General features: G+C 72.4%; 21 protein-coding genes and 2 pseudogenes. 8 read left to right on the top strand and 15 right to left on the bottom strand.

Features of this window, described 5'->3' with window-relative positions; genetic code table 11:
* Positions 1-20: 20 nt before the first annotated feature.
* The 3 genes from ABZ876_RS28885 to ABZ876_RS28895 all read left to right on the top strand — a co-directional run bounded on the left by ABZ876_RS28885 (position 21) and on the right by ABZ876_RS28895 (position 3,339).
* Complete coding sequence (locus ABZ876_RS28885) at positions 21-686, top strand: TetR/AcrR family transcriptional regulator (RefSeq protein ID WP_361787365.1); 666 nt, start codon at positions 21-23, stop codon at positions 684-686.
* A gap of 64 nt (positions 687-750) precedes the next feature.
* Positions 751-1,218, top strand: a complete 468-nt coding sequence (locus ABZ876_RS28890) for a hypothetical protein (RefSeq protein ID WP_361787443.1) — start codon at positions 751-753, stop codon at positions 1,216-1,218.
* Positions 1,219-1,227: 9 nt separating this feature from the next.
* Positions 1,228-3,339 carry an NACHT domain-containing protein gene (locus ABZ876_RS28895; protein ID WP_361787367.1) on the top strand — a complete coding sequence of 704 codons (2,112 nt, stop codon included), beginning with the start codon at positions 1,228-1,230 and terminating at the stop codon, positions 3,337-3,339.
* On the opposite strand, the gene ABZ876_RS28900 is transcribed toward ABZ876_RS28895, so the two are convergent.
* The 3 genes from ABZ876_RS28900 to ABZ876_RS28910 form a co-directional block, all read right to left on the bottom strand.
* On the bottom strand, positions 3,296-3,646 hold the full coding sequence (locus tag ABZ876_RS28900; protein ID WP_361787370.1) for a VOC family protein: 351 nt from the start codon (positions 3,644-3,646) through the stop codon (positions 3,296-3,298). The two genes, ABZ876_RS28895 and ABZ876_RS28900, sit on opposite strands and share 44 nt — an antisense overlap.
* A gap of 50 nt (positions 3,647-3,696) precedes the next feature.
* Positions 3,697-4,107, bottom strand: coding sequence for a VOC family protein (locus tag ABZ876_RS28905; protein WP_361787373.1), 411 nt, complete (start codon positions 4,105-4,107; stop codon positions 3,697-3,699).
* Between the two features lie 114 nt (positions 4,108-4,221).
* Positions 4,222-4,827 (bottom strand): TetR/AcrR family transcriptional regulator, encoded by a 606-nt coding sequence (locus tag ABZ876_RS28910; RefSeq protein WP_361787376.1) that lies wholly within the window; start codon positions 4,825-4,827, stop codon positions 4,222-4,224.
* A gap of 115 nt (positions 4,828-4,942) precedes the next feature.
* On the opposite strand from ABZ876_RS28910, the gene ABZ876_RS28915 reads away from it, so the two are divergent.
* Positions 4,943-5,863 carry an NAD(P)-dependent oxidoreductase gene (locus ABZ876_RS28915; protein ID WP_361787445.1) on the top strand — a complete coding sequence of 307 codons (921 nt, stop codon included), beginning with the start codon at positions 4,943-4,945 and terminating at the stop codon, positions 5,861-5,863.
* A gap of 163 nt (positions 5,864-6,026) precedes the next feature.
* Positions 6,027-6,238, top strand: a pseudogene (locus ABZ876_RS28920) (IS5/IS1182 family transposase); the annotation flags it as partial.
* A 101-nt stretch (positions 6,239-6,339) separates the two neighbouring features.
* Here the strand turns inward: ABZ876_RS28920 and ABZ876_RS28925 are convergent.
* Together ABZ876_RS28925 and ABZ876_RS28930 are read right to left on the bottom strand one after the other, a co-directional pair.
* Positions 6,340-6,747, bottom strand: a complete 408-nt coding sequence (locus tag ABZ876_RS28925; RefSeq protein WP_361787379.1) for a preprotein translocase subunit TatB — start codon at positions 6,745-6,747, stop codon at positions 6,340-6,342.
* 865 nt (positions 6,748-7,612) lie between these two features.
* Positions 7,613-8,050, bottom strand: a complete 438-nt coding sequence (locus ABZ876_RS28930) for a PPOX class F420-dependent oxidoreductase (protein WP_361787382.1) — start codon at positions 8,048-8,050, stop codon at positions 7,613-7,615.
* 149 nt (positions 8,051-8,199) lie between these two features.
* Here ABZ876_RS28930 and ABZ876_RS28935 point away from each other — a divergent pair, with 149 nt between their 5' ends.
* Positions 8,200-9,426, top strand: coding sequence for a serine hydrolase domain-containing protein (locus tag ABZ876_RS28935; protein WP_361787385.1), 1,227 nt, complete (start codon positions 8,200-8,202; stop codon positions 9,424-9,426).
* A 75-nt stretch (positions 9,427-9,501) separates the two neighbouring features.
* Here the strand turns inward: ABZ876_RS28935 and ABZ876_RS28940 are convergent, their stop codons facing one another.
* From ABZ876_RS28940 to ribA, 5 genes are all read right to left on the bottom strand, one after another.
* On the bottom strand, positions 9,502-10,668 hold the full coding sequence (locus tag ABZ876_RS28940) for a saccharopine dehydrogenase family protein (RefSeq protein WP_361787388.1): 1,167 nt from the start codon (positions 10,666-10,668) through the stop codon (positions 9,502-9,504).
* Entirely contained in the window at positions 10,661-11,716 is a 1,056-nt protein-coding gene (locus ABZ876_RS28945; protein ID WP_361787391.1) for a saccharopine dehydrogenase, read from the bottom strand. The genes ABZ876_RS28940 and ABZ876_RS28945 overlap by 8 nt, the downstream gene beginning before the upstream one ends.
* The gene (locus ABZ876_RS28950; RefSeq protein ID WP_361787394.1) at positions 11,713-12,870 is read right to left on the bottom strand and encodes an FAD-binding oxidoreductase; all 1,158 of its coding nucleotides are present in this window, start codon (positions 12,868-12,870) and stop codon (positions 11,713-11,715) included. Before ABZ876_RS28950 ends, ABZ876_RS28945 begins: the two co-directional genes overlap by 4 nt.
* A complete protein-coding gene (locus tag ABZ876_RS28955) occupies positions 12,867-13,844 on the bottom strand; it encodes an ornithine cyclodeaminase family protein (protein ID WP_361787397.1) in 978 nt (325 codons plus the stop codon). The genes ABZ876_RS28950 and ABZ876_RS28955 overlap by 4 nt, the downstream gene beginning before the upstream one ends.
* 131 nt (positions 13,845-13,975) lie before the next feature.
* Positions 13,976-14,665, bottom strand: coding sequence for a GTP cyclohydrolase II (gene ribA / locus ABZ876_RS28960; protein ID WP_361787400.1), 690 nt, complete (start codon positions 14,663-14,665; stop codon positions 13,976-13,978).
* 122 nt (positions 14,666-14,787) lie between these two features.
* On the opposite strand from ribA, the gene ABZ876_RS28965 reads away from it, so the two are divergent.
* Positions 14,788-15,579, top strand: coding sequence for a creatininase family protein (locus tag ABZ876_RS28965; protein ID WP_361787403.1), 792 nt, complete (start codon positions 14,788-14,790; stop codon positions 15,577-15,579).
* A 278-nt stretch (positions 15,580-15,857) separates the two neighbouring features.
* On the opposite strand, the pseudogene ABZ876_RS28970 reads toward ABZ876_RS28965, so the two are convergent.
* The 5 genes and pseudogenes from ABZ876_RS28970 to ABZ876_RS28990 form a co-directional block, all read right to left on the bottom strand.
* A pseudogene (locus ABZ876_RS28970) lies at positions 15,858-16,919 on the bottom strand (lysylphosphatidylglycerol synthase transmembrane domain-containing protein); the annotation flags it as partial.
* Positions 16,916-17,857 carry a class I SAM-dependent methyltransferase gene (locus tag ABZ876_RS28975; RefSeq protein ID WP_361787406.1) on the bottom strand — a complete coding sequence of 314 codons (942 nt, stop codon included), beginning with the start codon at positions 17,855-17,857 and terminating at the stop codon, positions 16,916-16,918. The pseudogene ABZ876_RS28970 and the gene ABZ876_RS28975, both read right to left, overlap by 4 nt.
* Positions 17,854-19,068 carry a glycosyltransferase family 4 protein gene (locus ABZ876_RS28980; protein WP_361787409.1) on the bottom strand — a complete coding sequence of 405 codons (1,215 nt, stop codon included), beginning with the start codon at positions 19,066-19,068 and terminating at the stop codon, positions 17,854-17,856. The genes ABZ876_RS28975 and ABZ876_RS28980 overlap by 4 nt, the downstream gene beginning before the upstream one ends.
* The gene (locus tag ABZ876_RS28985; RefSeq protein ID WP_234515841.1) at positions 19,065-19,463 is read right to left on the bottom strand and encodes a 6-carboxytetrahydropterin synthase; all 399 of its coding nucleotides are present in this window, start codon (positions 19,461-19,463) and stop codon (positions 19,065-19,067) included. The genes ABZ876_RS28980 and ABZ876_RS28985 overlap by 4 nt, the downstream gene beginning before the upstream one ends.
* 174 nt (positions 19,464-19,637) lie before the next feature.
* Positions 19,638-20,618, bottom strand: a complete 981-nt coding sequence (locus ABZ876_RS28990) for an FAD-dependent oxidoreductase (protein ID WP_361787412.1) — start codon at positions 20,616-20,618, stop codon at positions 19,638-19,640.
* 109 nt (positions 20,619-20,727) lie between these two features.
* Here ABZ876_RS28990 and ABZ876_RS28995 point away from each other — a divergent pair, with 109 nt between their 5' ends.
* Complete coding sequence (locus ABZ876_RS28995) at positions 20,728-21,522, top strand: CDP-alcohol phosphatidyltransferase family protein (protein ID WP_361787415.1); 795 nt, start codon at positions 20,728-20,730, stop codon at positions 21,520-21,522.
* The last annotated feature ends 74 nt before the right edge of the window (positions 21,523-21,596 follow it).

Consider the following 21,596-nt stretch of genomic DNA (forward strand, 5'->3'; position numbering starts at 1 on the left):
CCCCTCCCCGAAGGAACCCGATGACCAGTGTCGAAGAACCGGCACGACCAGGCGGTCGCACCCGCGACGCCGCGCGCACGAAGGCCGAGATCCTCGACGTGGCGACGCGGGAGTTCGCGCGGGCGGGGTACGACGGGGCCCGGGTCGACGAGATCGCCGCCCGCACCCGCAGCACCAAGCGGATGATCTACTACTACTTCGGCGGAAAGGAGCAGCTCTTCGCGGCCGTCCTGAAGCGGGCGTACGCGGTGATCCGTCAGGCGGGACAGGAGCTGGACGTCGATCACCTGGATCCGGTCGCGGCCGTCCGCCGGCTCGCCGAGGCCACCTTCGACCACTACGAGGCTCACCCCGACGTCATCCGCCTGGTCGGCATCGAGACCATCCACGACACCGGGCACCTCGTCGCGCCGGAGGAGCTGGGCACGACCGGCTCGCCGGCCCTGGAGGTGACCGGCCGCATCCTGGCCGCGGGCCGCGCCTCCGGGCTGTTCACGGTGGACGTCGACGCCGTCGACCTGCACGCTCTGATCAGCTCGTTCTGCTTCTTCCGGGTCGCCCACCGACACACCTTCGGGGCGCTGTCCGGCCGTGACCTGGCGGCCGCGGACCAGCGCGCGCACTACCGCAGGATGCTCGGCGACATGGTGATCGCGTATCTGACGGCGGACCGCACCGACGACTGAGACCCTTCGTTCAGAAGCGGTCACTTACGGTCAACGCCCCGCGCCGGTCATGTCGTTCAGCATGATGAGGGGAGTGAACGCTCGACGAATCGTCCTCATGGTGAGCTGCGCGGCCGTGGCCGGGCTGGGTGTACTGCTCACGGTGCTGCGCTGGGGCCGGGCCGACCGCCTGGCGACGGTGGTGTCCTGTCTGTCGGCCGTCGCCGCGGTGGGCGTGGGAATCTGGGCCGCGCTCCCGGCGCGACCGACCCCGACCGGCGCGGACCCGGCGGGAGCCACGGACCCCACGGGAGCCACGGACCCCACGGGAGCCACGGACCCGGCGGGAGCCACGGACCCGGAACGGCGCTTGGTTATCCGGGCGTCCGACACGGGACATGCCGTCGCCGGGCCCGGAGGCCGGGCCAACTCCGGCGTGGTGGCGCCGAAGGACGACGGCGCCCCTGCAAGCGGCGAGATCACCGCGGAGCGGACCGGGGACGCACACGCGTCGCGGGACTCGGACGCCAACACCGGTATCCGCTGGGACTGAGGGGCGGGCATGAGCTTCCTCGGGAGATTCCGCCGGCGCCGTGCGGAGGTACGGGACAGCGGCCCGGCGATCGCCGTGGACGGCTCGTTCGCCAATTCCGGGCTCATCCTCGGCGGGGTGCACCTGGATCCGGCATCGGCGCTGTCCAGAGCACGGCAGGAACTTGCGGACCTGGTGACCCGGCAGTGGCGGCAGGAGGCCGTCGACCGTCTGCAACTCGACGATCCCGACGCGATCGCCGTGCCCTGGCACACCGTGACCGACCGCACGCTGATGGCCGGCGCACGGAACCTGACGCCGTCCTCGCTGAAGCTCCGGTTCACCGGGCAGAACCTCGAGCCGCTGGTCACCGAGTTCCTGCGCATGACGCGCCGCCGACTGGTGATCATCGGAGAGGCGGGCTCCGGCAAGACCACGCTGGCGGTGCAACTCGTACGGGAGCTGCTGGAGCGCCGTGCCGAAGACGGTTCCGACGACGCCGACGACGCCATTCCGGTCCTGCTGTCGGTGGCCGAATGGAACCCCGCGACGTTCGAGCGGCTGAACGACTGGGTCGCCCACCGGCTGGCGCACGACTACCCCACGCTGGCCCCGAAGGCCCAGCGGCCCGCGATCTGCCGGAAACTCGTCGACCAGCGTCATGTCCTGCCCGTGCTGGACGGACTCGACGAACTCCCCCCGCTCGCCCGCACCGCCGCCGTGAAGGCGCTCAACAGGTCCTGTGCCGAGGACGCCCGGCTGATCCTCACCTGCCGCACGGCCGAGTACGAGCAGGCCGTACGGAAACCGGGGAAGCCCTTCACCTCCGCCCTGGTCATCGAGCCCGACCGCCTCTCCCCCGAGGCCGCGGCGGACTACCTGGACCACTGTCTGCGCGTCGACCGGGAACCCTCCTGGGAGCCGGTCCTCGACGCGCTGCGCACCACCCGCCCGCTCGACGTACCGGCCGCGGTGCTCGCGGAGGTCGCCGCGTCACCGCTCGGCCTCTGGCTTCTCCGTACCGCCTACGAGGACGCCGATCCGGCCGTGCTCCTCGCACCGGACGGCTTCCGGGACGCGGACGAGCTGCGCGGCCATCTCTTCGACGCACTGATCCCCGCCGTCGTCGAGCGTCGCGGCCCCCGTGACGAACCCTTCGACCGCACGGCGCCGAGCCGCCGCCACGACCCCCGGGACATCACACGCTGGCTGGGCTACCTGGCGTCCCTGACCCCGGACAAGCCGGACCTCCCCTGGTGGGGACTGGCCAGGACCACAGGCGCCCTCAGCCCCGCCGTCTGCGCCGCCTTCGGCGTCGTCGTGGCCGTGCTCTCCGGCCTGGCGCTCGCGACTGCCTCCTGGCTCTTCTTCCCCTCCGGGAGCTACCTGGGCAGCGTGATGTTCGGGGCCCCCAGCGGCTGCGCGGCCTGGTTGGGGGCACGCCACTGGGCGGACAGCGTCCCCGGCTACGCCAGGCGGCGTGTGCGCGGGCGCTTCCGGGGACTGGTCCACGCTCTGCTGCACCATGCCACCCTCGCTCTCGGGCTCGGCTTCCCGCTCGGATCCCTGCTGTACCTGATGGGTATGCGGCCCGCCGACCGGCTCATCGCCCTGGTGGTCGCGGCCGCCCTGGCCCACGCCTTCACCACCGGCTTCATGGAGTGGATCGAGAGCCCCTCGGCCGAGGACGGCCCGCTGACCCCGCCCGACCATCTTGCGGCCGACCGGCGGCTGGAGGTGCTGCGGGCGGGCGTGTTCGGACTCACCTACGGCCTCACGATCGCGGTGGGAGTGGGACTGTTCCTCGGGATCGGGATCGGCTTCCTGTCGGGCGCCATCGGGGGTCTCGGTATCGCGCTCACCACCGGGATGCTCGCGGGGCCCCACCACGCCTGGCTGGCGTTCTCGGCCGCCACGTACCGGCTGTCCCGGCAAGGTCGCCTGCCGTACCCGCTCATGCCGTTCCTGGACGATGCTCACCGCCTGGGTCTGCTGCGGGCGGTGGGTCCCGTCTACCAGTTCCGCCACCAGGCACTCCGCGACCACCTCAACAGGGCGAGCGGGACCGGCCCGTCCCCGCATCCGCAGGAACGTGTGGTCACCGGCCGTGCGCCCGCGGGTGGAGCGGCTGGTAGAGGCTGATGTGCCCTCCGCCGGGCAGCCGGAAGGCGGTGACCCTGCCCCAGCGGGCCTCGGTGGCCGGCTGTGTGAACTCGACTCCCTTCGCGGCGAGTTCGGCCATGGTGGTATCGAGGCCGTCGCACATCAGCATCAGCTCGTGCGAGGGCTCGCCCTCGGCCGGATGGAAGGCCAGTTCGGCGGGCGGTGCCTCGAAGACGAGCCAGCCGTGGCCCGCGTCGACGTGCGGCCAGCCGAGCACGTCCCGGAAGAAGCCGCGGTCCGCCTCGGCGTCGCGGGAGTACATCACGATGTGCGCGCCATTGATCACGGGCGGAGGCTAACGGCATGGCGGGGTCCTTCCGGCGCGGCACGCCGCACCTATGCGTTGGACCAGCCGCGACGGCAGAGCACCAGCCGGTAGCCGTCGGGGTCCTCGATCGTGACGCCCCACTCGTTCCAGTACGGGTTCGGGGAGAGCACCCGCCTGCCGCCGTGCTTCTCCAGCCGGGCGACCAGCTCGTCGGGGACCGGCTCGTCGAGGTAGACCACGAGGAGGTCCTCCTCGGTGGGACGGGGTTCGACCGGCCGGCCGGCCTCGTGGACGAGTTCCAGGTGCCATCCGGCCCCTGGCAGACCGAGCATGAGCAGGTCGTGCTCACCCGGCTGCGGGCCTCCCTCGATCCGGCACACCACCGACAGCCCGAGCCCTCCGGTCCAGAACCGCTCGGCCGCGGCCAGGTCCCGGGACGGACGGGCGATCCGGATGTGGCTGCGTGCGTCGACGGGCATGACGTTCTCCTCACGGGGACGCGAAGGGCTGGGCGGGTCCCTTCGGCAGCCTAGGACCGCGATGATCGCCGGACCATCGGCCGTGCGTCCTCCGTCGCGGGGCGTAGGACCACGTCAGCCGCCCGACGCCTGCCGTGCGACGCTCGCGTCGAGCAGGGGTCCCAGTTCCCGCACCACGGCCGTCAGGGCACGTACGTCCCGTTCGGACCGGGCGATCAGGAGGGCGCCCTCCAGCGCGCTGATCATAAGGGTGGCGAGCGACTCGGCCCGTTCCGCCGGGACGCCCATGCCGGTCAGGGCGTCGGCCACCGGGCGCGTCCAGCGCGCGAACGCGGCCGCGGCCGCAGCCCGGGTGGAGTCGCGTCCCTCCGCGCAGTCCACGGTCGCCGCGGCGACCGGGCAGCCCCCGGCGAACCCGGCCGACCCGTACTCGTCCGTCCACTGCCGCACCATCGCGGCGAACAGCCCGCTCGGCGTCGGCTCGGGCAGCTGCGCGAGAAAGCGTCCGACGCGCCCCGCCGCGTACCGGCCCGCCCAGTCCACCGCCTCGTTGACGAGCTGTTCCTTGCCGCCGGGGAAGTAGTGCTGGAGCGAGCCGCGCGGAGCCCCCGCGTGGGCGGCGACCTCGCGCATGCCGGTCGCCGTGACGCCGTCGCGCCGGATCAACTGGGCCGCGCTGAAGACCATCCGCTCCCGCGGCCCGCGCTCGGACGCCGCCATCGTCGACCTCCCGGCTGGACATCTCGTCGGCCGCCACCCTATGACCGGCGTCATAGAACTGGCTACTATGACCGCTGTCATAGACCCCGGGGTCCGGAGCGGAAGGCGGTCCATCGTGCACATCGGCTTCATCGGTCTCGGAGTCATGGGGCAGCCCATGGCGCTCCGCCTGGCCCGGTCCGGCACCCCCCTCGTGGTCTGGAACCGCACCCCGGCACGCGCCGAGCCGCTGCGCGCGGCCGGTGCGGCCGTGGCGGCGGACCCAGCCGAGGTGTTCGCGCGGGCGGAGGTCGTGATCCTCATGCTCGCCGACGACCTGGCGATCGACTCCACCCTGGGCCGCGGCACCCCGGACTTCGCCGCGCGCGTCGCCGGACGCGTCGTCGTCCATATGGGCACGACCTCGCCCGGATACTCGCGGAACCTGGAGGCCGAGGTCCGCGCCGCGGGCGGGCGCTATGTGGAGGCTCCCGTCTCCGGATCCCGGGTGCCGGCGGAGAACGGGCAGCTGGTGGCGATGATGGCCGGCGACGAAGCGGCGATGGACGTCGTACGGCCGCTGCTCGCGCCGATGTGCCGCGAGACGTTCGTCTGCGGCGCCGCACCGAACGCCCTGGTGATGAAGCTGTCGGTCAACCTGTTTCTGATCACCCTGGTGACCGGTCTCTCGGAGGCGTACCACTTCGCCGACCGGCACGGTCTGGACCGACGGCTCTTCCTGGACGTCCTGGACGCGGGCCCCATGGCGAGCGGGGTCTCCCGGATGAAGGCGCCCAAGCTGCTCGCACGCGACTTCGCCGTGCAGGCGGCGGCCCATGACGTCCTCAAGAACAACCGGCTGGTCGCCGAGGCCGCCCGTGCGGCGGGACTCGCCTCGCCGCTCCTGGACGCCTGCCACGCCCTCTTCGAGGAGACCGTGACGCAGGGGTACGGGTCCGAGGACATGGTGGCCGTCCTACGGGCGATCGAGGCCCGTACCGAGAACGGTCCCTCCGCGTCCCCGCCCCTGGGCGTCCTGGACCGGCCGGGGGTCTAACCAGGCGGGTGACGGTTGACCGGGCCGCGGCGAACGCCCGGGCCGTGCGCGCCTGGGAGAAGGTCGGGTTCTGCATCGTGTCAGATAGCAGTGAGACCCTTTTGACGGAGTACCGGCCCGCGTCGTGACGGTGGCGGAGTGCGGTGGGTGGAACGATTTCGTCGTGACAGGTGTGATTACGGCGCCGGAGCCGTCTTGGATAGCCCTGTTCAGCGGGCTGAGCCCGCGTAGCTCCCGCAAGCGGATCACCGCGCTGCGACGAGACGGCGTGGAACCAGTGCGCCAAGGCGGCCCCGGAGTCTGCCGCTGGAGGACGGCGTGCTGCTGGTCACCACAACTTGGCGTACGAACCTGACGCTTCGCCGGCTCGCCCCGTGATCGGACTCCGGGCAGTCATCGGCTGAGGGTGGCCCGCCTCCCCGCAAGCCGGTGCGGGGAGGCGGGCCACCATGTGCTGTGCTGTCAGCGCTGCCGGGTCAGACGCAGACGCTGCCGGCGCATACCGAGACCTTGGCAGGCAGCACCGTGATTCCGAAGTTCTTCAGATAGGTGGACACGACCGCCGTTTGCAGATTTCCGATCTGGACGGTGACGGGCAGATTCACGTCGTTGTCCGAGACGTTGACCAACGCGTTCTGCAGTGTGTTCAGCTGCGCGTTGTTGAGGACATTGACGTCGTGGACGTTCACGGTGGTGCCGTTCAGGACGTTGTTGACCGTGATCAGGCCGGAGCAGTTCACCGTGTGGTTGGGTCCGCCGCCCTGGTTGGAGCAGCTGTACGGGTGCGAGGTGGCCGAGGTGGCCGAGGCGGAGGGAGCGATTGCCCCACCCGTCAACACCGCGGCGACAGCGGTGACAGCGGCCATGCGAGCCAGCTTCGACATCGATGCATCCCTTTCCACGTGACGAGCCCTACCGGCCCTACGCCGGTGGACAGAACGCCTCCGGATGTACACCCGGCTGCGTCCCTGAAGAGGTTGCCAGACACAGCCAGGCCGACTCTCGGACAATCACCCCATTCACTCGTGTGGGCGATGACGAGAAAACGCTGTGACTGATGCTTCGAAGTCTCGTTCCCCTGAACCGCATCCAGTCCGCGATGACGTGCGACGCAAACTCGTCCACCTCGTGAGCCCCTCGTTGAATGAACGACTGATTACTTGAACAGGCACCCAGGCAAGCGGGCAGGCCGAACTGGGCTCATTCCACGGCTTCGCCGACCGCCGGGAACCGGTTCTCGTCAGGGATGGGCAATGCATTCCTTGCAGTCGGCGCAGCCCTTGTGCTGAGCGGCCTGGAGGCCGGAGCCCACGTTCATCCGTGCCCGTGAGGAGTTGTGCGCCCAACTGCTCCATGAGGGCACTGGCCACTCCAACGACGAGTGACTGCGTTCGGGTCTTCTGTCGATCCTCTCCGACTCAGGTGTCGCCGCTGTCTGGCTGCACCGGCTGGGATGCTGCCGCCCCCCCCGTCCGCCATGGGTCGGCCGGTGGAACCGAGGCACCGAGTCGCGGCATACGAGGAAGACCCGCTCCGGTCCCGCACATTGCGGGGTTGGTTGTGCGGGCCGCCGCCACCGACTGCCGCCCGGTGAGGCGCTCGAAAACCAGTGGAGCAGCGCCGCTGTGCGCCACTACCGCGCCTCCCGTGCGATCCCATGGGTCTGGGGCAGACCCGCACCACCAACCCGCTCGCAGCGGCGCCGATATGTGTACACCGTTTGAGGAATCCAGCCCCAGTGCCCCGGCACTAGCTCCGGGGGATTCCGTAGGCCCGCTCGACGCGCAGGCGCAGAACCAGCCGGCGGTCGCGGACCATGGCGGCGCGGTAGTCGTCCCAGTCGGGGTGCTCGCCGGAGATGTCACGGTAGAGCCGCACCAGCTCCTCGACCGTCCGGTCGTAGGGGTCCTGCGCGACCGGCGACAGCTCGGCGGTGCCTTCGGCCACGGTGTACGCCCACCGGTCGGGGCTGGTCACGTGGTACGAGGCCCGGGGGTCCCGGCGCAGATTGCGGGTCTTGGCGCGGTCGTCCGTGAGCGAGACCCGGATGATGCGCTCCACGGGGTCGTAGGCGTGGCTGACGTTCGACAGCTGTGGCCGGCCGTCGCGCTTGAGGGCGACCAGCACCCCGCCGTGGCCCTCGGAGAGCAGTGCGAGCAGCGCGTTCTGCGTGGCGTCCTGAGTCATACCCGGGTCAACTCCCCCGACCGAGCGGCGCATTCCCCGGTGAAGTGATCCGGATCGCAGCGGCACGGCGATCGGCCCGGATCCCTGCGCACCGTGACATGTTGGAGCCGGAAACCCGGGAAGGCACCGGGACAGACCGGAGGAGAACGATGGGACAGCTGCGTCAGGAGGTGGAGCCGGTCGAGGTCGGCCTGGATCCGAAGGCGCTGGCCCGCCTCGACCGGCACTTCGCGGCCCAGGTCGACGACGGCAGGCTGCCCGGTTATCTGGTGGCCCTCTCCCGGCACGGCCGCACGGCGCACCTGACCACCTACGGGCACCGCGATGTGAGGGAACGGCTGCCGGTCGAGACGGACACGCTGTGGCGGATGTACTCGATGACCAAGCCGGTCACCTCGGTCGCCGCGCTGATCCTGCTGGAAGAGGGCCGCTTCGGGCTCGACACGCCCGTCGCGGACTTCCTGCCCGCCTTCGCCGAGCCGCGGGTGTACGTCGACGGCTCCGGCCCGGATCTGAGGACCCGCCCCGCCGAGCGGCCCCTCCTGGTCCGCCATCTGCTCACCCACACGGCGGGGCTGACGTTCGGCTTCTACCATGCGCACCCCGTCGACGCCCTGTACCGGGAGGCAGGCATCGAGTCGTCCGTGGTGCCCGGCACGGACCTCGCCCGGACATGTGAGGTCTATGCCCGGCTGCCCCTTCAGTTCGAGCCGGGCAGCCAGTGGAACTACTCGGTGGCGACCAATGTGCTCGGCCGGCTCGTGGAGGTGGTCTCGGGCCGGGACCTGGACGACTTCCTCGCCGAGCGGATCTTCGCCCCGCTGGGTATGACGGACGCGGGCCTGTGGCTCACCGAGGAGCAGGCGCCACGGCTCGCGGAGCTGTACGGCGAGACGGAGGACGGTGGTATCACCCCGGTCCCGGGCCTGCCCGTGCACGGCCGGCCACGGCTGCTCTCCGGCAGCGGCGGTATGGTCGCGACGGCATACGACTACCACCGCTTCATGGAGTTCCTGCGCCGCCGCGGCGAACTGGACGGCACTCGTCTGCTGACCGCCGGCACGGTCGCCGCCATGGTCTCCAACCAGCTCCCCGGCGACGCGGACCTGCGTTCCTACGGCAGCCCGGTGCATCGCGTGCCCGGCAAGGCGGGCCTCGGATTCGGGCTCGGCGTCTCCGTCGTCACCGATCCCGCGCTCACCCGTTCGCCCGCGGCGCGGGGAGCGTTCGGCTGGAGCGGGGTGGCGACCACGACGTTCTGGGTCGACCCGGAGCACGATTTGACGGTCCAGTTCCTGACCCAGCTGCGCCCGACGGGCTCGCACACCGTCTACCCGGAGCTGAAGCGCCTCGTCCACGAGGCGCTGATCGGCTGACGGCCTCCGAACGCCCGGGAAGGGGACGGAAAGACGCCCGGGAAGGGACGGCACCCTGCCCCCCTCCCCCGGCGCTCACTCTCCGGTGCGCAGTCTGAACTCCAGCCCCTCCCCGGCCAGTTCGGCGAGCCACTCCTCGGACCGCCGGGCCGTCTCGGCCGCCCGGTTGAGCCCCGCGGGCAGAGCGCCGGCCAGGAGGTGGCGGACGCCCAGGGCCAGGGGGCGGGAGACGCACCGGGCCATCGCGCTCTCCTGCTTCGTGCCCTCCACGTCCAGGAGGTAGCGACCCGACCAAGCCTTGCCCGAGCCGGCCCGTACATCGAGGGACACGGCCAGGACCACCCGGTCGCGGTCCTCGTCCGTCGTGGGGTACGCGGCCGCGAGTTCGGCGGCCAGGGCCGCGATGCGCGTGTCGTCGCCCGCCTTCAGCTCCTCGAAGACCCGGTCCCAGGCTCGCAGCCACCCCTCGAGGCGGAGGGTGCCCCGGACGAAGGTCCCCGGCTTCCAGGCGGGCGGCAGGCCGTACTGGGCGACGAAGGGCACGCTGTCGCGGTTCGGGTAGACCTCGAAGGTCTCGCCGTCGATGGCGTGCGGGCGGGTCGCCTCCCACGGCCGGGCCGCCGTCGTCTCCTCGCCGTCCTCGATGTAACGCGCAGGTGAGCGCAGCGCGTTGAGGACGCCGAGGGGAGCCCAGCTGAAGCGGTAGCGGAAGTCGTTCGGGACCGCGGGAACACCGCCGCAGTACGAGGTCAGGCTCACCTCCGCGGGCGTCGCGGCGCCGATCTCCTCCTGGGCCCGGGCGATCAGGGCGTGCGCGAAGAGGTGGTCGATGCCGGGGTCGAGGCCCGCCTCGGTCAGGACCACGAGACCCGCCGCGGCGGCCGGCGGCACCAGATCGAGGACCGCGTCCGACACATAGCTGGAGCAGGCGAAGTGGGCCCGCCGCTCGACGCAGACGCCGAGCAGGGCCGCGTGTTCGGGCGCCGGGAGCATGGAGACGACCACGTCGCCCGGCGCCAGCTCCGCCGCCAGCGCGGACCGGGTGAGCGCGCGGGGTTCGGCGCGTCCCGCCAGGCCCAGCCCGGCCAGGGCCTGCGCGGCGCGCTCCTCGGTCCGGTGCCACAGCCGGACCCGTGCGGCGGCGTCGCAGACCGCCGCGAAGCCGCTGCCCGTGGACAGCCCCGCGCCGATCCAGTGGACCGTGCCACTCGCCGGAACCGGCGCCTTCGTGGGCTCAGACATCGCTCGGCTCCCCTTCCCCCGCCGGGAGTTCCCGGACCGCCGCATCGAAACGCTCCCGGCAGCGCCCCCAGGCGCCGCCCACCTCGAAGTCGAGCAGCAGCGGTGTCAGCGCCGCCGAGAAGTCCGTACTGGCCTCCAAGGGCAGCAGGGACGGCAGGTTGTCGATCGCGATGAGGTCGAGGGCGGGCTCCTCGCGCAGCCTGCGGACCGGGTGGTCCCAGTCGGTCGGGGTGTCGTAGACGGGCAGGAGGTTCAGCGGCGAGCCCACATCGGCCGTCACGTCGCAGACGGTGCGCAGCCGTCGGCCGGGGTCGTCGAGGTCCTTGTCCGTCAGGAACGGCGGTACCGGGGTCGTGGTGAGCACGGTGTTGACCATCAGCTCGTGGTCCAGCAGGGCCAAGCGGTCCAGATCGCGGGTCTCGGCCAGGTCCCAGCACGTGGGGTCGACCCCGGCCACGCCGAGCGCGGCCCGCGCGCCGCGCCCGCTGCGTCCCAGCGCGCCGATCACCAGGGCCCGCGCCGCGCCCGCGACCGCCCGCAGCCGCTCGTCCAGCTCCTCCTTCGAGGTGGGCCCCAGCGGGGCGGTCAGCCGGTCGCGGTGGTGCAGCAGGGCGAGGGCGGCGCCCACGTAGCCGGCCCAGTAGCCGAACGCGACGAGGCGGCGCCCGGTGTCGTCCACCAGGTACTCCAGGTCGAGCAGTGTTCCGCCGCCCGCGCGGAAGCGGCGCAGCAGGTCCGCGGCGCCGGGCTGGCCCTTGTAGGCGTGCCCGAAGAAGACATGAGGATGAATCAGTGACGGTGGCTGGTCGGGGAGTTCCTTGAGGCCGAGGATCACCGCGTCCCGCGGTGCCGTCACCCAGGAGCCGGGCTCGGCGAGGCGGCAGCCCACCGCCTCGTACTCCCCGGCGGGGAAGACCCGCTGCGGTGAGTGCTCGACCGTGACGGTCATCCCGCCCTCGACGAGCCGTCGGGCGTCGGACGGCACGAGGGGTGTGCGCCGCTCGGTGGTACGGGTCTCGTGACGGAGCCACAGATGGAGTGCGGTCATACGCGGTTGACCTCCGGGCGCGGGGCGTCGGCGGCGAAGCGATCGACGCTCAGGGGGCTGACGTCGACGAAGGGTACGCGGCCCAGGTAGAGATCCCTCAGGATTTCGCCGACGGCCGGCCCCTGGAGGAAGCCATGGCCGGAGAACCCGGTGGCGTACAGGAAGCGGGAGGGTGAGGCCGCCTCACCGATCAGCGCGTTGTGGTCGGGGGTGACCTCGTACAGGCCCGCCCAGCCGCCGGTCCGGCGCAGGTCGAGAAGAGCGGGCGCCCGGTGTTCCATCGCCGCGCACAGCCGGGGGATCCAGCGGTCGTGGGTCTCGGTGGCGAAACCGGGCCGCTCGTCGGGGTCGGACATACCGACGAGGAGCCCCGGACCTTCGGTGTGGAAGTAGAAGCTGGTGGTGAAGTCGATGGTCATGGGCAGTTGGGGCGGCAGGTCCGGTACGGCCTCGGTGACGGCGATCTGGCGGCGCAGCGGCTCCACCGGCAGGTCGACGCCCACCATGGCTCCGACGGCGCGCGCCCAGGCGCCCGCGGCGCAGATCACGGTGTCGGTCTCGATACGGCCGCGCTCGGTGACGACGGCGGTGATCGTGTCGCCGCGCAGCTCGATGCCGGTGGCCTCGCAGTGCCGCAGGATTTTCGCGCCGTGCCGGCGGGCCGCCGCGGCGTAGCCGTGCACCACCGACTCGGGGGTGCAGTGCCCGTCCTCGGGGGAGTACGCGGCGGCCAGCAGCCCGTCCGTGGTGATGAGCGGCGACAGCCGCCGCGCCTGAGCCGGGTCGATCATGCGGCTCGGCACACCGAGGGAGTTCTGGAGCCGCACCCCGGCCTCGAAGGAGGCGACCTCCTCGGGGGTGGAGAGCAGAAACAGATAGCCGACCCGGTGCAGCCCGATGTCCTGCCCGGGCTCCTCGGTGAAGCGCCCGAACGCCTCCAGGCTGCGCGCCCCGAGCCGGATGTTGAGTTCGTCGGAGAACTGGGCTCGCACACCGCCGGCGGCCCGTGAGGTGGAGCCGGCGGCGAGTTCGTCGCGCTCGACCAGGACGACGTCGGCGACGCCCGCGCGGGCCAGGTGGTAGGCGGCGCTGGTCCCCATCACCCCGCCGCCGATGACGACGACGCTCGCGCGCGAGGCCGGGTGCGGGGTCATGGGCGGGGCTCCCTTCCGCGGGCGGCGTCGATCACGGCCCAGGCCGCCGCCGCGTCCTGGACGCCGAGCCCGACACTGAGGTGCAGGACGATGTCGTCGGTGCTCGTCCGCGCTTCCCGGCGGCCGGTGACCACACCGCCCAGCGGAATCAGGTCCTCGGCGGCGAGCAGCCCGTCCCGCAGCGCGGCCACGACCGGCCCCGCGTGGTCCCGCGCCGTCGCCGGGTCGTCCACCACCACGGCCGTGGCCCGTCGTACCGTCTCCGGGCCGACCTCGCAGCGCGTGGGCTCGAAGGACCCGACGCTGACGACCGTGCATCCGGGGGTGAGCCAGGCGGCGTGCAGGACGGGAGTGCGGCTGAGCGTGCAGACGGCGACCATGGGCAGCCCGGTCACGGCCTCCCGCGCCGTGGCGACCGCCTTGACGGGGATCCCGAGTTCGTCGGTGAGGGTGCGGGCGGCCCGCTCGCGCCGGTCCGGCGTGGGGCTCCAGACGCGCACGGAGCGCAGCGGGCGTACCCGGGCGACGGCCCGGGCGTGCGCGAGTGCCTGGGTGCCGGCGCCGAGCAGGCCGAGATCGGCGCTGTCGGCGGTGGCGAGGACGTCGAAGGCCACGGCGCCGGAGGCGGCGGTGCGCAGTGCGGTCACGGCGGTGCCGTCCAGGACCGCGACCAGCTGTCCCGTCACCGGGTCGAGGGCATTGATCACCGCGTGGACGGTCGGCAGTCCGGCGGCCGCGTTGCCCGGGTTCACGCTGCCGAACTTGGCGACGGGCCCGGTGTCCGCGGACAGACGGGCGACGTAGGAGAAGACGACGCTGTCGTCGAAGCGGCTCGGGTGCATGATCTTGCCGGGGAGTTCGGCGGTTCCCTCGCCGAGCGCGGTGAAGGCGGCGCGCTGGGAGCGGATCGCCCGGTCGGTGTCCAGCAGTTCCAGGATCTGCTCGCCGGTCAGGCGCAGGACGTCGTCGGTCATTCCTTGATTGTTTCCGGGATCCGCGCCGACGGCATCAGGGCGTCCGGGTCCACGTCACCCCGAGGTGCGGCAGGGTGGCGCCGGCGGGTGCGTGCGCGGCGGCCGGCGCCGGGCGGCCGCCGCGCACCCGCTCACGAGGAGTGCACCACCGCGTCCAGGTGCGGCAGATAGTGGTCGAGCCGTTCCCGCTTGGTGCGCAGATACGTGATGTTGTTCTCGCAGGGCGGTATCAGCAGCGACACCTGCTCGTCGATCTTGATGCCGTGCCGGAGGAGCGCGTCCCGCTTACGCGGGTTGTTGGAGAGCAGCCGCACGGACCGGACGCCGAGGTCGTGCAGGATCTCCGCCGCGACCCGGTAGTCGCGCGCGTCCACCGGCAGCCCGAGGGCGAGGTTCGCCTCCACCGTGTCCAGGCCCTCCGACTGGAGCTTCATCGCGCGCAGCTTGGCGAGCAGTCCGATGCCGCGGCCCTCGTGGCCGCGCAGATAGACGAGGATGCCGCGGCCCTCGGCCACGATCTCCCGGAGCGCGGTGGAGAGTTGGGGCCCGCACTCGCAGTGCGTGGAGCCGAAGGCGTCCCCCGTCAGGCACTCGGAATGGAGGCGGACGAGCATGCCCTCTTCCTCGATGTCGCCGTACACCAGGGCGACTTGTTCGTCGCCGCGGTCGTGGTCGAGGTAGCCGATGGCCTGGAAATCACCGTACTTGGTGGGCAAGGGGGCATTCACGACTCGGGTGACCCCGGTGGTGGGGCCATTCACCGCTCGGGGCACTTCCGAGAGGTGGGCATTCCCGCCGGGCACCCCGTCGATGTCTGTCATGATCTGTTCCTATCTGTAAGTGCAGGCGGTACGAGACGAAAGGCCGTGGAACCATGAGCGGTTCGGGAAATACGGATACTTCTGGGACGCGGCAGGCGGCTGACGCGGTTGCGCCCGCACATGTGCCGGGGCGCGGCGCGGCTGTGCTGCCGTCGGACACCTCCCAGGACGTACGGTCCCGGGCGGAGGGTCTCCCTCGTCAGGTCGCCGTCCTTCCGGTGGGCAGCTTCGAACAGCACGGCCCCTACCTTCCGCTGGCCACCGACACGCTGGTGGCCTGTGCGATCGCGCGCGAGGTCGCCGCGGCGTATCCGGTTCACCTCCTTCCTCCGGTGACGATCTCCTGTTCGCACGAGCACGCGGACTGGCCGGGAACGGTGAGCATTTCCTCCGTCACTCTCCACGCGGTGGTACGGGACATCGCGGCATCCCTGCGCCGTTCGGGCGTCGAGGCCCTGGTGCTGGTCAACGGTCACGGCGGGAATTACGTCCTCGGCAACGTCGTCCAGGAATCCGCGGACAGCGGTGTGCGGATGGCACTTTTCCCGGCCCCGGAGGACTGGGAGGCGGCCCGGGATCGGGCCGGTGTGCGGACGTCGCTGCTCAGCGACATGCATGCCGGGGAAATCGAGACCTCCATTCTTCTGCACTGCCATCCCGAATTGGTCAGGCCCGGTTACGAGACCACGGATTTCATCGCCGACGACCGCAGGCATCTCCTCACCCTCGGCATGTCGGCCTATACGGAGTCCGGTGTCATCGGGCGCCCTTCGCTGGCTTCCGCGGAGAAGGGGAAGCGGCTGCTCGCGACGCTCGCCGACTCCTTCGCGGCGTACTTCAGCCTCGTCGCCTCGGAGGTGCCCGCCGGCGGCCTGCCGGGAGCCGCGGCTCCCGAGGCGCCGCGGCGGGTATGACGCCGCTTCAGCAGCGGGGCGCGCGGCCCGGGAGGTGAGCGCGGGTAGGGAGCGTACGGTACCGGGGCACGGAGCGTGTGTGGGGTACGCTCCGGGCCCCGAGCTCGGGATCCCTTCGATGCCTCGGAGGGTCCTTTCGGCGCCTGGGAGGGTGCTTCCGGCGCCTCGGAGAGGCCCTGCGCGTCGTCCCCGGCCGGCTGCGCGCCCGCCGTCGTCGCACGCGGACCCCGAAGTCCCGCGTACCACCTGGCGAGGAGTACGACGATGCCGGGCAGGCTCGCGACGAAGCTGAGGACGCCGTACACCACCGCGACGCCCAGCCCCGTGTCCGCGCCGAGCCCGGCCGCGCCGAACGCCCAGGCGGTGACGCCCTCGCGGGGGCCCCAGCCGCCGACGTTCAGCGGGAGCCCCATGGCGATGAGGGCGAGCAGCGCCAGGGGCAGGAGCGTGGCCGGGGACGCGTGCGATCCGGCGGCCCGCGCGGCCACCAGGAACATCAGCAGATGCCCGGCGAGCACGATGGCGGACGAGAGCAGGACGGCGGACAGGCTGCCGCGGGCCAGCAGGACGGTACGGGCCTCGGCGAGCGCGGCCCCGAGCGCCCGGGTCCGGCGCGACGGGCGGGGCGCCCGGCCCATCCGCATCGCCGCCACCACGGCGAGCGCGCCGAGGGCGCCCAGCATCGTCAGACCGGCGAAATGGCGGGCCTGGGCGAGCACCGGCGAGTCCATCGTGAGCAGGACCGGCACGCCGACCGCCACGAGGGCCACCTGGCCGGCGGTGCGCTCCAGGACCACGGCGCGCACGCCGCGACCGACGTCACCGGCGCTCTGCCCGTGCCGCACCGCGCGGTGCACATCGCCGAGCACGCCGCCGGGGAGCGCCGAGTTGAGGAACAGGGCGCGGTAGTAGTCGGCGACGGCGGCGCCGAACGGCAGCCCGATGTCCAGGGCACGGGCGACACGGCACCAGCGCCAGGCGCTGAACACGGTGGTCAGCACGCCGATCCCGAGCCCGGCGAGCAGGGTCGGGGCGTCGATCCGCCGCAGCCCGTCGAGGAAGACGCCGGTGCCGAGCCGCCACAGGAGCACACCGAGGATGGCGGCTCCGGCGACCGTGCCGAGGTGTGAGCGCAGGACGCGTATGAGGGAGCGGCGCCGGGTCGACGGCGCCTCGTCCGTGACCGGTCCTGCGTCCGGCGTGGCGGACGCGGGCGGAGCGGCGTTCGCGGGCAGGACCGCGGTGGCCGAGCCCGCGCGCGCCCCCTCCTCCGCCGGCCCCGCCTCCCCGGCGACCCGGGCCTGCCCGGCATTCCCCGGGGCGAGCGTCCGCACCGTCATCCCGCCCCTCCTGTCGGTTGCGGCAGGACCAGAACGTCGCTGTGATGGACCACGACCCGCAGTCGGCCCGCCGCGCAGTCCGCCAGACGGCCTTGGAGATACGTCTTGGCGGGCGCCGCGAGCTCGGGGCGCTGCTCCACGGCCGCACCGACCCAGCCGCGCAGCCATTCCCCGGTGAGTTCCGCCTGCTCGGCGCCGAGCCGCCAGGGGCTCGGACGCACCCGTACGCTCGCGCCCAGCCGCCCGAAGACCTCGCAGGCCGCACGCATCGCGTCCGGGCCGAGAAGGTCACCGCGCCGCTGGTGGGCGTTGAAGGCTTCGCCGATCTCCTCGTCCAGGGGATGCTCGGGCGTGAGTTCCACGCGTCCGACGACGGACAGCGTCAGCAGCGCCGGGCAGCCGGCGCCGACGCAGGCCGCGGCGAGCGTCTCCATCTCGTCGGCGGTGAGGACGTCGAGCAGCGCGGACGCGGTCACCAGCGACGCCCCCGCCAGGGCATCCCGGGTGAGCCGGCCGATGTCGCCGCGCTGGGTGGTCACGGTGACCCGGCTGCCGTCGGCGGCCGCCTTGGGGGCGCCCACGGTGGCGAAATGCAGCAGATACGGATCCCGGTCGTGCAGGATCCAGTGCTGGGCGCCGTCGAGGAGCGGGGCGAGCCAGCGGCCCATCGAACCGGTGCCGCAGCCCAGGTCGTGCACGACGATGTCGCCGGGGCGCCCGGACCGGTTGGCGAGCCGGATCCGCAGCGGGTCGAGCAGGTCGTGCGCCCGGGCCGCCGCGTCCGCGGGTTCACGCAACTGGAGCCACTGCGGGGCGTACCGGGGGACTTCGGGCTCCGTGCCGCCGGGCGACGGTATGCCGGGCAGGGCCGTCGGCACGGAGGCATCCGTGGGCGGCGTGTGCGCCTGGGGCCCGGTGGGAGTCGTATTCGTGCTCATGCCGCCCTCCGGGGCTCGTTACGCAGGCTTGCCAGCACAGCGGCCAGGCTGCGGGCCGTGGTCGCCCATCCGTCCAGTGCGGCCCGGCGGCCGCGCGCGGCGGCCTTGAGCCGGCGCCGTACATCCGCCTCGCCGAACCAGCCGCGCAGCTCCGCGGCCAGCGCGGCGGGGTCCTCCGGCGGTACGAGGATGCCGGGCACCCCGCCGTCGGGTGCGCGGCCGACCGCCTCCGGCAGGCCGCCGACGTCGGTGGCGAGGACCGGGATGCCGCGGGCGAGTGCCTCGGTGACGGCCATGCCGTACGTCTCCGCGTACGAGGTCAGGACCATGAGGTCGGCGGCGGCATAACTCGCGTCCAGCGCGGCGCCGGACTGGGGCCCGACCAGGTGCAGCCGGTCGGCGAGGCCGTGTTCGTCGATGAGGGCGCGCAGCCGTGCGACGTACTCGGGGTCGTGGCCGAGACCGCCGACGCAATGGCAGCTCCAGGGCAGGTCCTTGACGGCCGCGAGGGCCTCGATCAGCCGGTGCTGGCCCTTGCGCGGGGTGATCGCCGCGACGCACAGCAGCCGGGAGACGCCGTCGGTGCCGGGGGCCAGGGGCGCGATGTCGGCGCCGGGCGAGGCGGCGTGGACGCGCTCGGGGGCGAGTCCGTGGTGGGAGACGAGCCGGCGCACGGCCCAGTCGCTGGTGGCGACGACGGCGGGCACGGCCCGAAGCGTGACGCGCTCCTTGGCATCGAGTTCGGCCGCGGTCTGCGGGTCGAGGCCCGTCTCGTCACCGAGCGGCAGGTGCACCAGGACGGCGAGGCACAGGCGTTCGGCCTCGGGTGTGACGATCTCGGGGACGCCGCAGGCGACCAGGCCGTCGATGAGGACGACCGTGCCGTCGGGCAGTTCCCGCAGCGTCCGGGCGAGTTCCGCGCGGGCGGCCGCCCCGGGCCGGGGCCAGGAGCCGTCGACGGTGTGCCGGTCGACCTGCCAGCCGAAGCCGGGCAGGTCGAGGCAGATACGGCGGTCGTAGGCGTTGCCGCCGCTGGGGGTGGCCGGGTCGTCGACGCCACCCGGCATGACGAAGTGCACGGTGCGCAGGGACATGGGGATGATGTCGGCGTTGCTCAGGGCCGCGTTCTGCGCGGGCACGTAGCTCAGCCGGGGTTGGGGCGTCCGGCCGAAGGAGCCCGGGGACGCGTGGTCGATGGTGGTGTCGGTCACAGGGCACGCTCGTAACTCGCCCAGGCGATGTGGGACTCGTGGAGCGTGACGGTGATACCGGCGATGTCCCGGGCGCTCTCGCCCAGCGCCCCCTTGTGGATCCGCTCGGCGAGGCGGTCGGCGATCACCTTGGCCAGGAACTCCGTCGAGGTGTTGGTGTTCGCGAAGTCGGGCTCGTTGTCGAGGTTGCGGTAGTTGAGCTCGCTCACCACGGCGCCCAGCTCCTGTGTGGCCAGCCCGATGTCGACGACGATGTTGTCGTCGTCCAGCTCGGCGCGGCGGAAGGTGGCGTCCACGAGGAACGTCGCTCCGTGCAGGCGCTGCGCGGGTCCGAAGACCTCGCCGCGGAAGCTGTGGGCGATCATCAGGTGATCGCGGACGGTGATGCTGAACAACGGACGACCCTCCAGGTGCGGTGCGTCTGGCCCCCTGCCGGGGCATGTCGTGTAGTACGGCCGGTCCCGGCGCGTTGTTCAGCTGCCCGTTCTCCTTGTTGAGAGGTTCTCTGTGAATTCCCTCAAGGTTTCGCAGGAGTCCGGACAACTCGGACGGCAAGGCTCTGCGGGAACTCAGTCCGTGGCGTACCGGACTCGGTGGCACAACCCCTTGAGTTCGCCCCGCGTGAGGCGTGACAGCACGCCGGGGAGGTCTTCGAAGGCGGACTCGCCGGTGATGAGCGCGTCGAAGGCCGGGTCGGCGAGCAGCTCGAGGGCGAGGGCGATGCGGTCGGCGTAGGTGCGTCCGGACCGCGCGCGCGGCGAGACGGTGCCGACTTGGCTGCTGCGCAGGGTGAGGCGGCGCGAGTGGAAGGCCTCGCCGAGCGGCAGCGTGACGCGCCGGTCGCCGTACCAGCTGAGTTCGACGACGGTGCCCTCCGGGGCGAGCAGCTCCAGGGAGCTCACAAGCCCCTGTTCGGTGGCGCTGGCGTGGACGACGAGGTCGCACTCCCCGAGCGCGTCCTCGGGCGGCGCGAAGCCCACTCCGAGCGCGCGGGCCGTCTCGGCGCGGGCGGGATCGGCGTCGACGAGCTGGACGCGGACACCGGGGTGGCGCGCCAGCAGGGCGGCGACGGAGCAGCCGACCATGCCGCCGCCGACCACGGCGATCCGGTCTCCGACGAGGGGACCCGCGTCCCAGACCGCGTTGACGGCGGTTTCCACGGTGCCGGCGAGGACGGCGCGGTGGGCGGGCACGGCGTCCGGTACGACGGTGACGGCCGAGACCGGGACGACGTACCGGCTCTGGTGCGGATACAGGCAGAACACCGTGCGCCCGACCAGGTCGGCCGGGCCCAGCTCCACCTGCCCGACGCTGAGATAGCCGTATTTCACGGGGGCCGGGAAGTCGCCCTCCTGGAACGGGGCGCGCATGGCGGCGTGCTGGCTCTCCGGCACGCCGCCGCGGAAGACCAGGGTCTCGGTGCCACGGCTGACGCCCGAGTACAGCGCGCGCACCAGCACGTCGCCGTCAGCGGGCTCCGGCAGCTCGACGTCCCGCACCTCCCCGTGCCCCGGTGAGCGCAGCCAGAAGGCCCGAGCTGTGAGGTCCATGTGCGTCCTCCTGAACGATCCGCCGACTCTTCACGTACCGCAATTACGAGAAGTCGCGCACAAGGTACGCGGCGAAGATCGAATCTGTCACTTGGCCGGAAGGTGAGCGGTGGCCCTGAACCACATGTACGACGCGAGGCTGTTGCAGCAGGAGACGACCGTGGGGGCGGCCGTGCAGTTGCTGCTGCTGGCCTTGCTGGGCACGGCGATCGGCTTGGGCCCGGCCGGCTGGCTGACGGGCCTGGTGTTCGCACTCGCCACCTGGGCCGTGCTCACCCGGGCCGTGGTCCGCTCCCGGCTGCGCTCCTTCGGACCGGCCAACCGGGTCACGCTGGGCCGGGCGACCCTGGTGGGCGGTGTCACGGCGCTGGTGGCGGACTCCTTCGAGAGCTCGCCGCCGGTGACGCTGCTGGTGGGCCTGACCGCGGTGGCGCTGATACTGGACGGCGTGGACGGCAAGGTGGCCCGTCGCACGGGCACGTCGACGGCACTGGGCGCGCGGTTCGACATGGAGGTGGACGCGTTTCTGATCCTGGTGCTGAGCGTCTATGTGTCGATGTCGCTGGGCCCGTGGGTGCTGCTGATCGGAGGAATGCGGTACGTGTTCGTGGCGGCGGCCCGGGTGCTGCCGTGGCTGAACGGCGAGCTGCCGCCGAGCATGGCGCGCAAGACGGTGGCGGCGTTGCAGGGTGTCGCGCTGCTGGTGGCCGGGTCCGGGTATCTGCCGTACGCGGCGACCGCGGGGATCGTCGTGTGCGCGCTGGCGTCCCTGGTGTGGTCGTTCGGGCGGGATGTGCTGTGGCTGTGGAGCGTACGGGACCGGGGCGAGGACCTGGCGGGGGCGGCGGCTGCGGCCGGGGAGACGAGGGTGCAGCCGGTGCCCGAACTGGTGGCGGGCGGCTGATCCGGCGCCCGGGCCGGCGCCCGCCGTGGTGGCGCGCACGACCGCGCGCGAGCGGATGCGGAGTGCTGTGGGTA

Source organism: Streptomyces sp. NPDC046931, assembly GCF_040644655.1.
GTDB lineage: Bacteria > Actinomycetota > Actinomycetes > Streptomycetales > Streptomycetaceae > Streptomyces.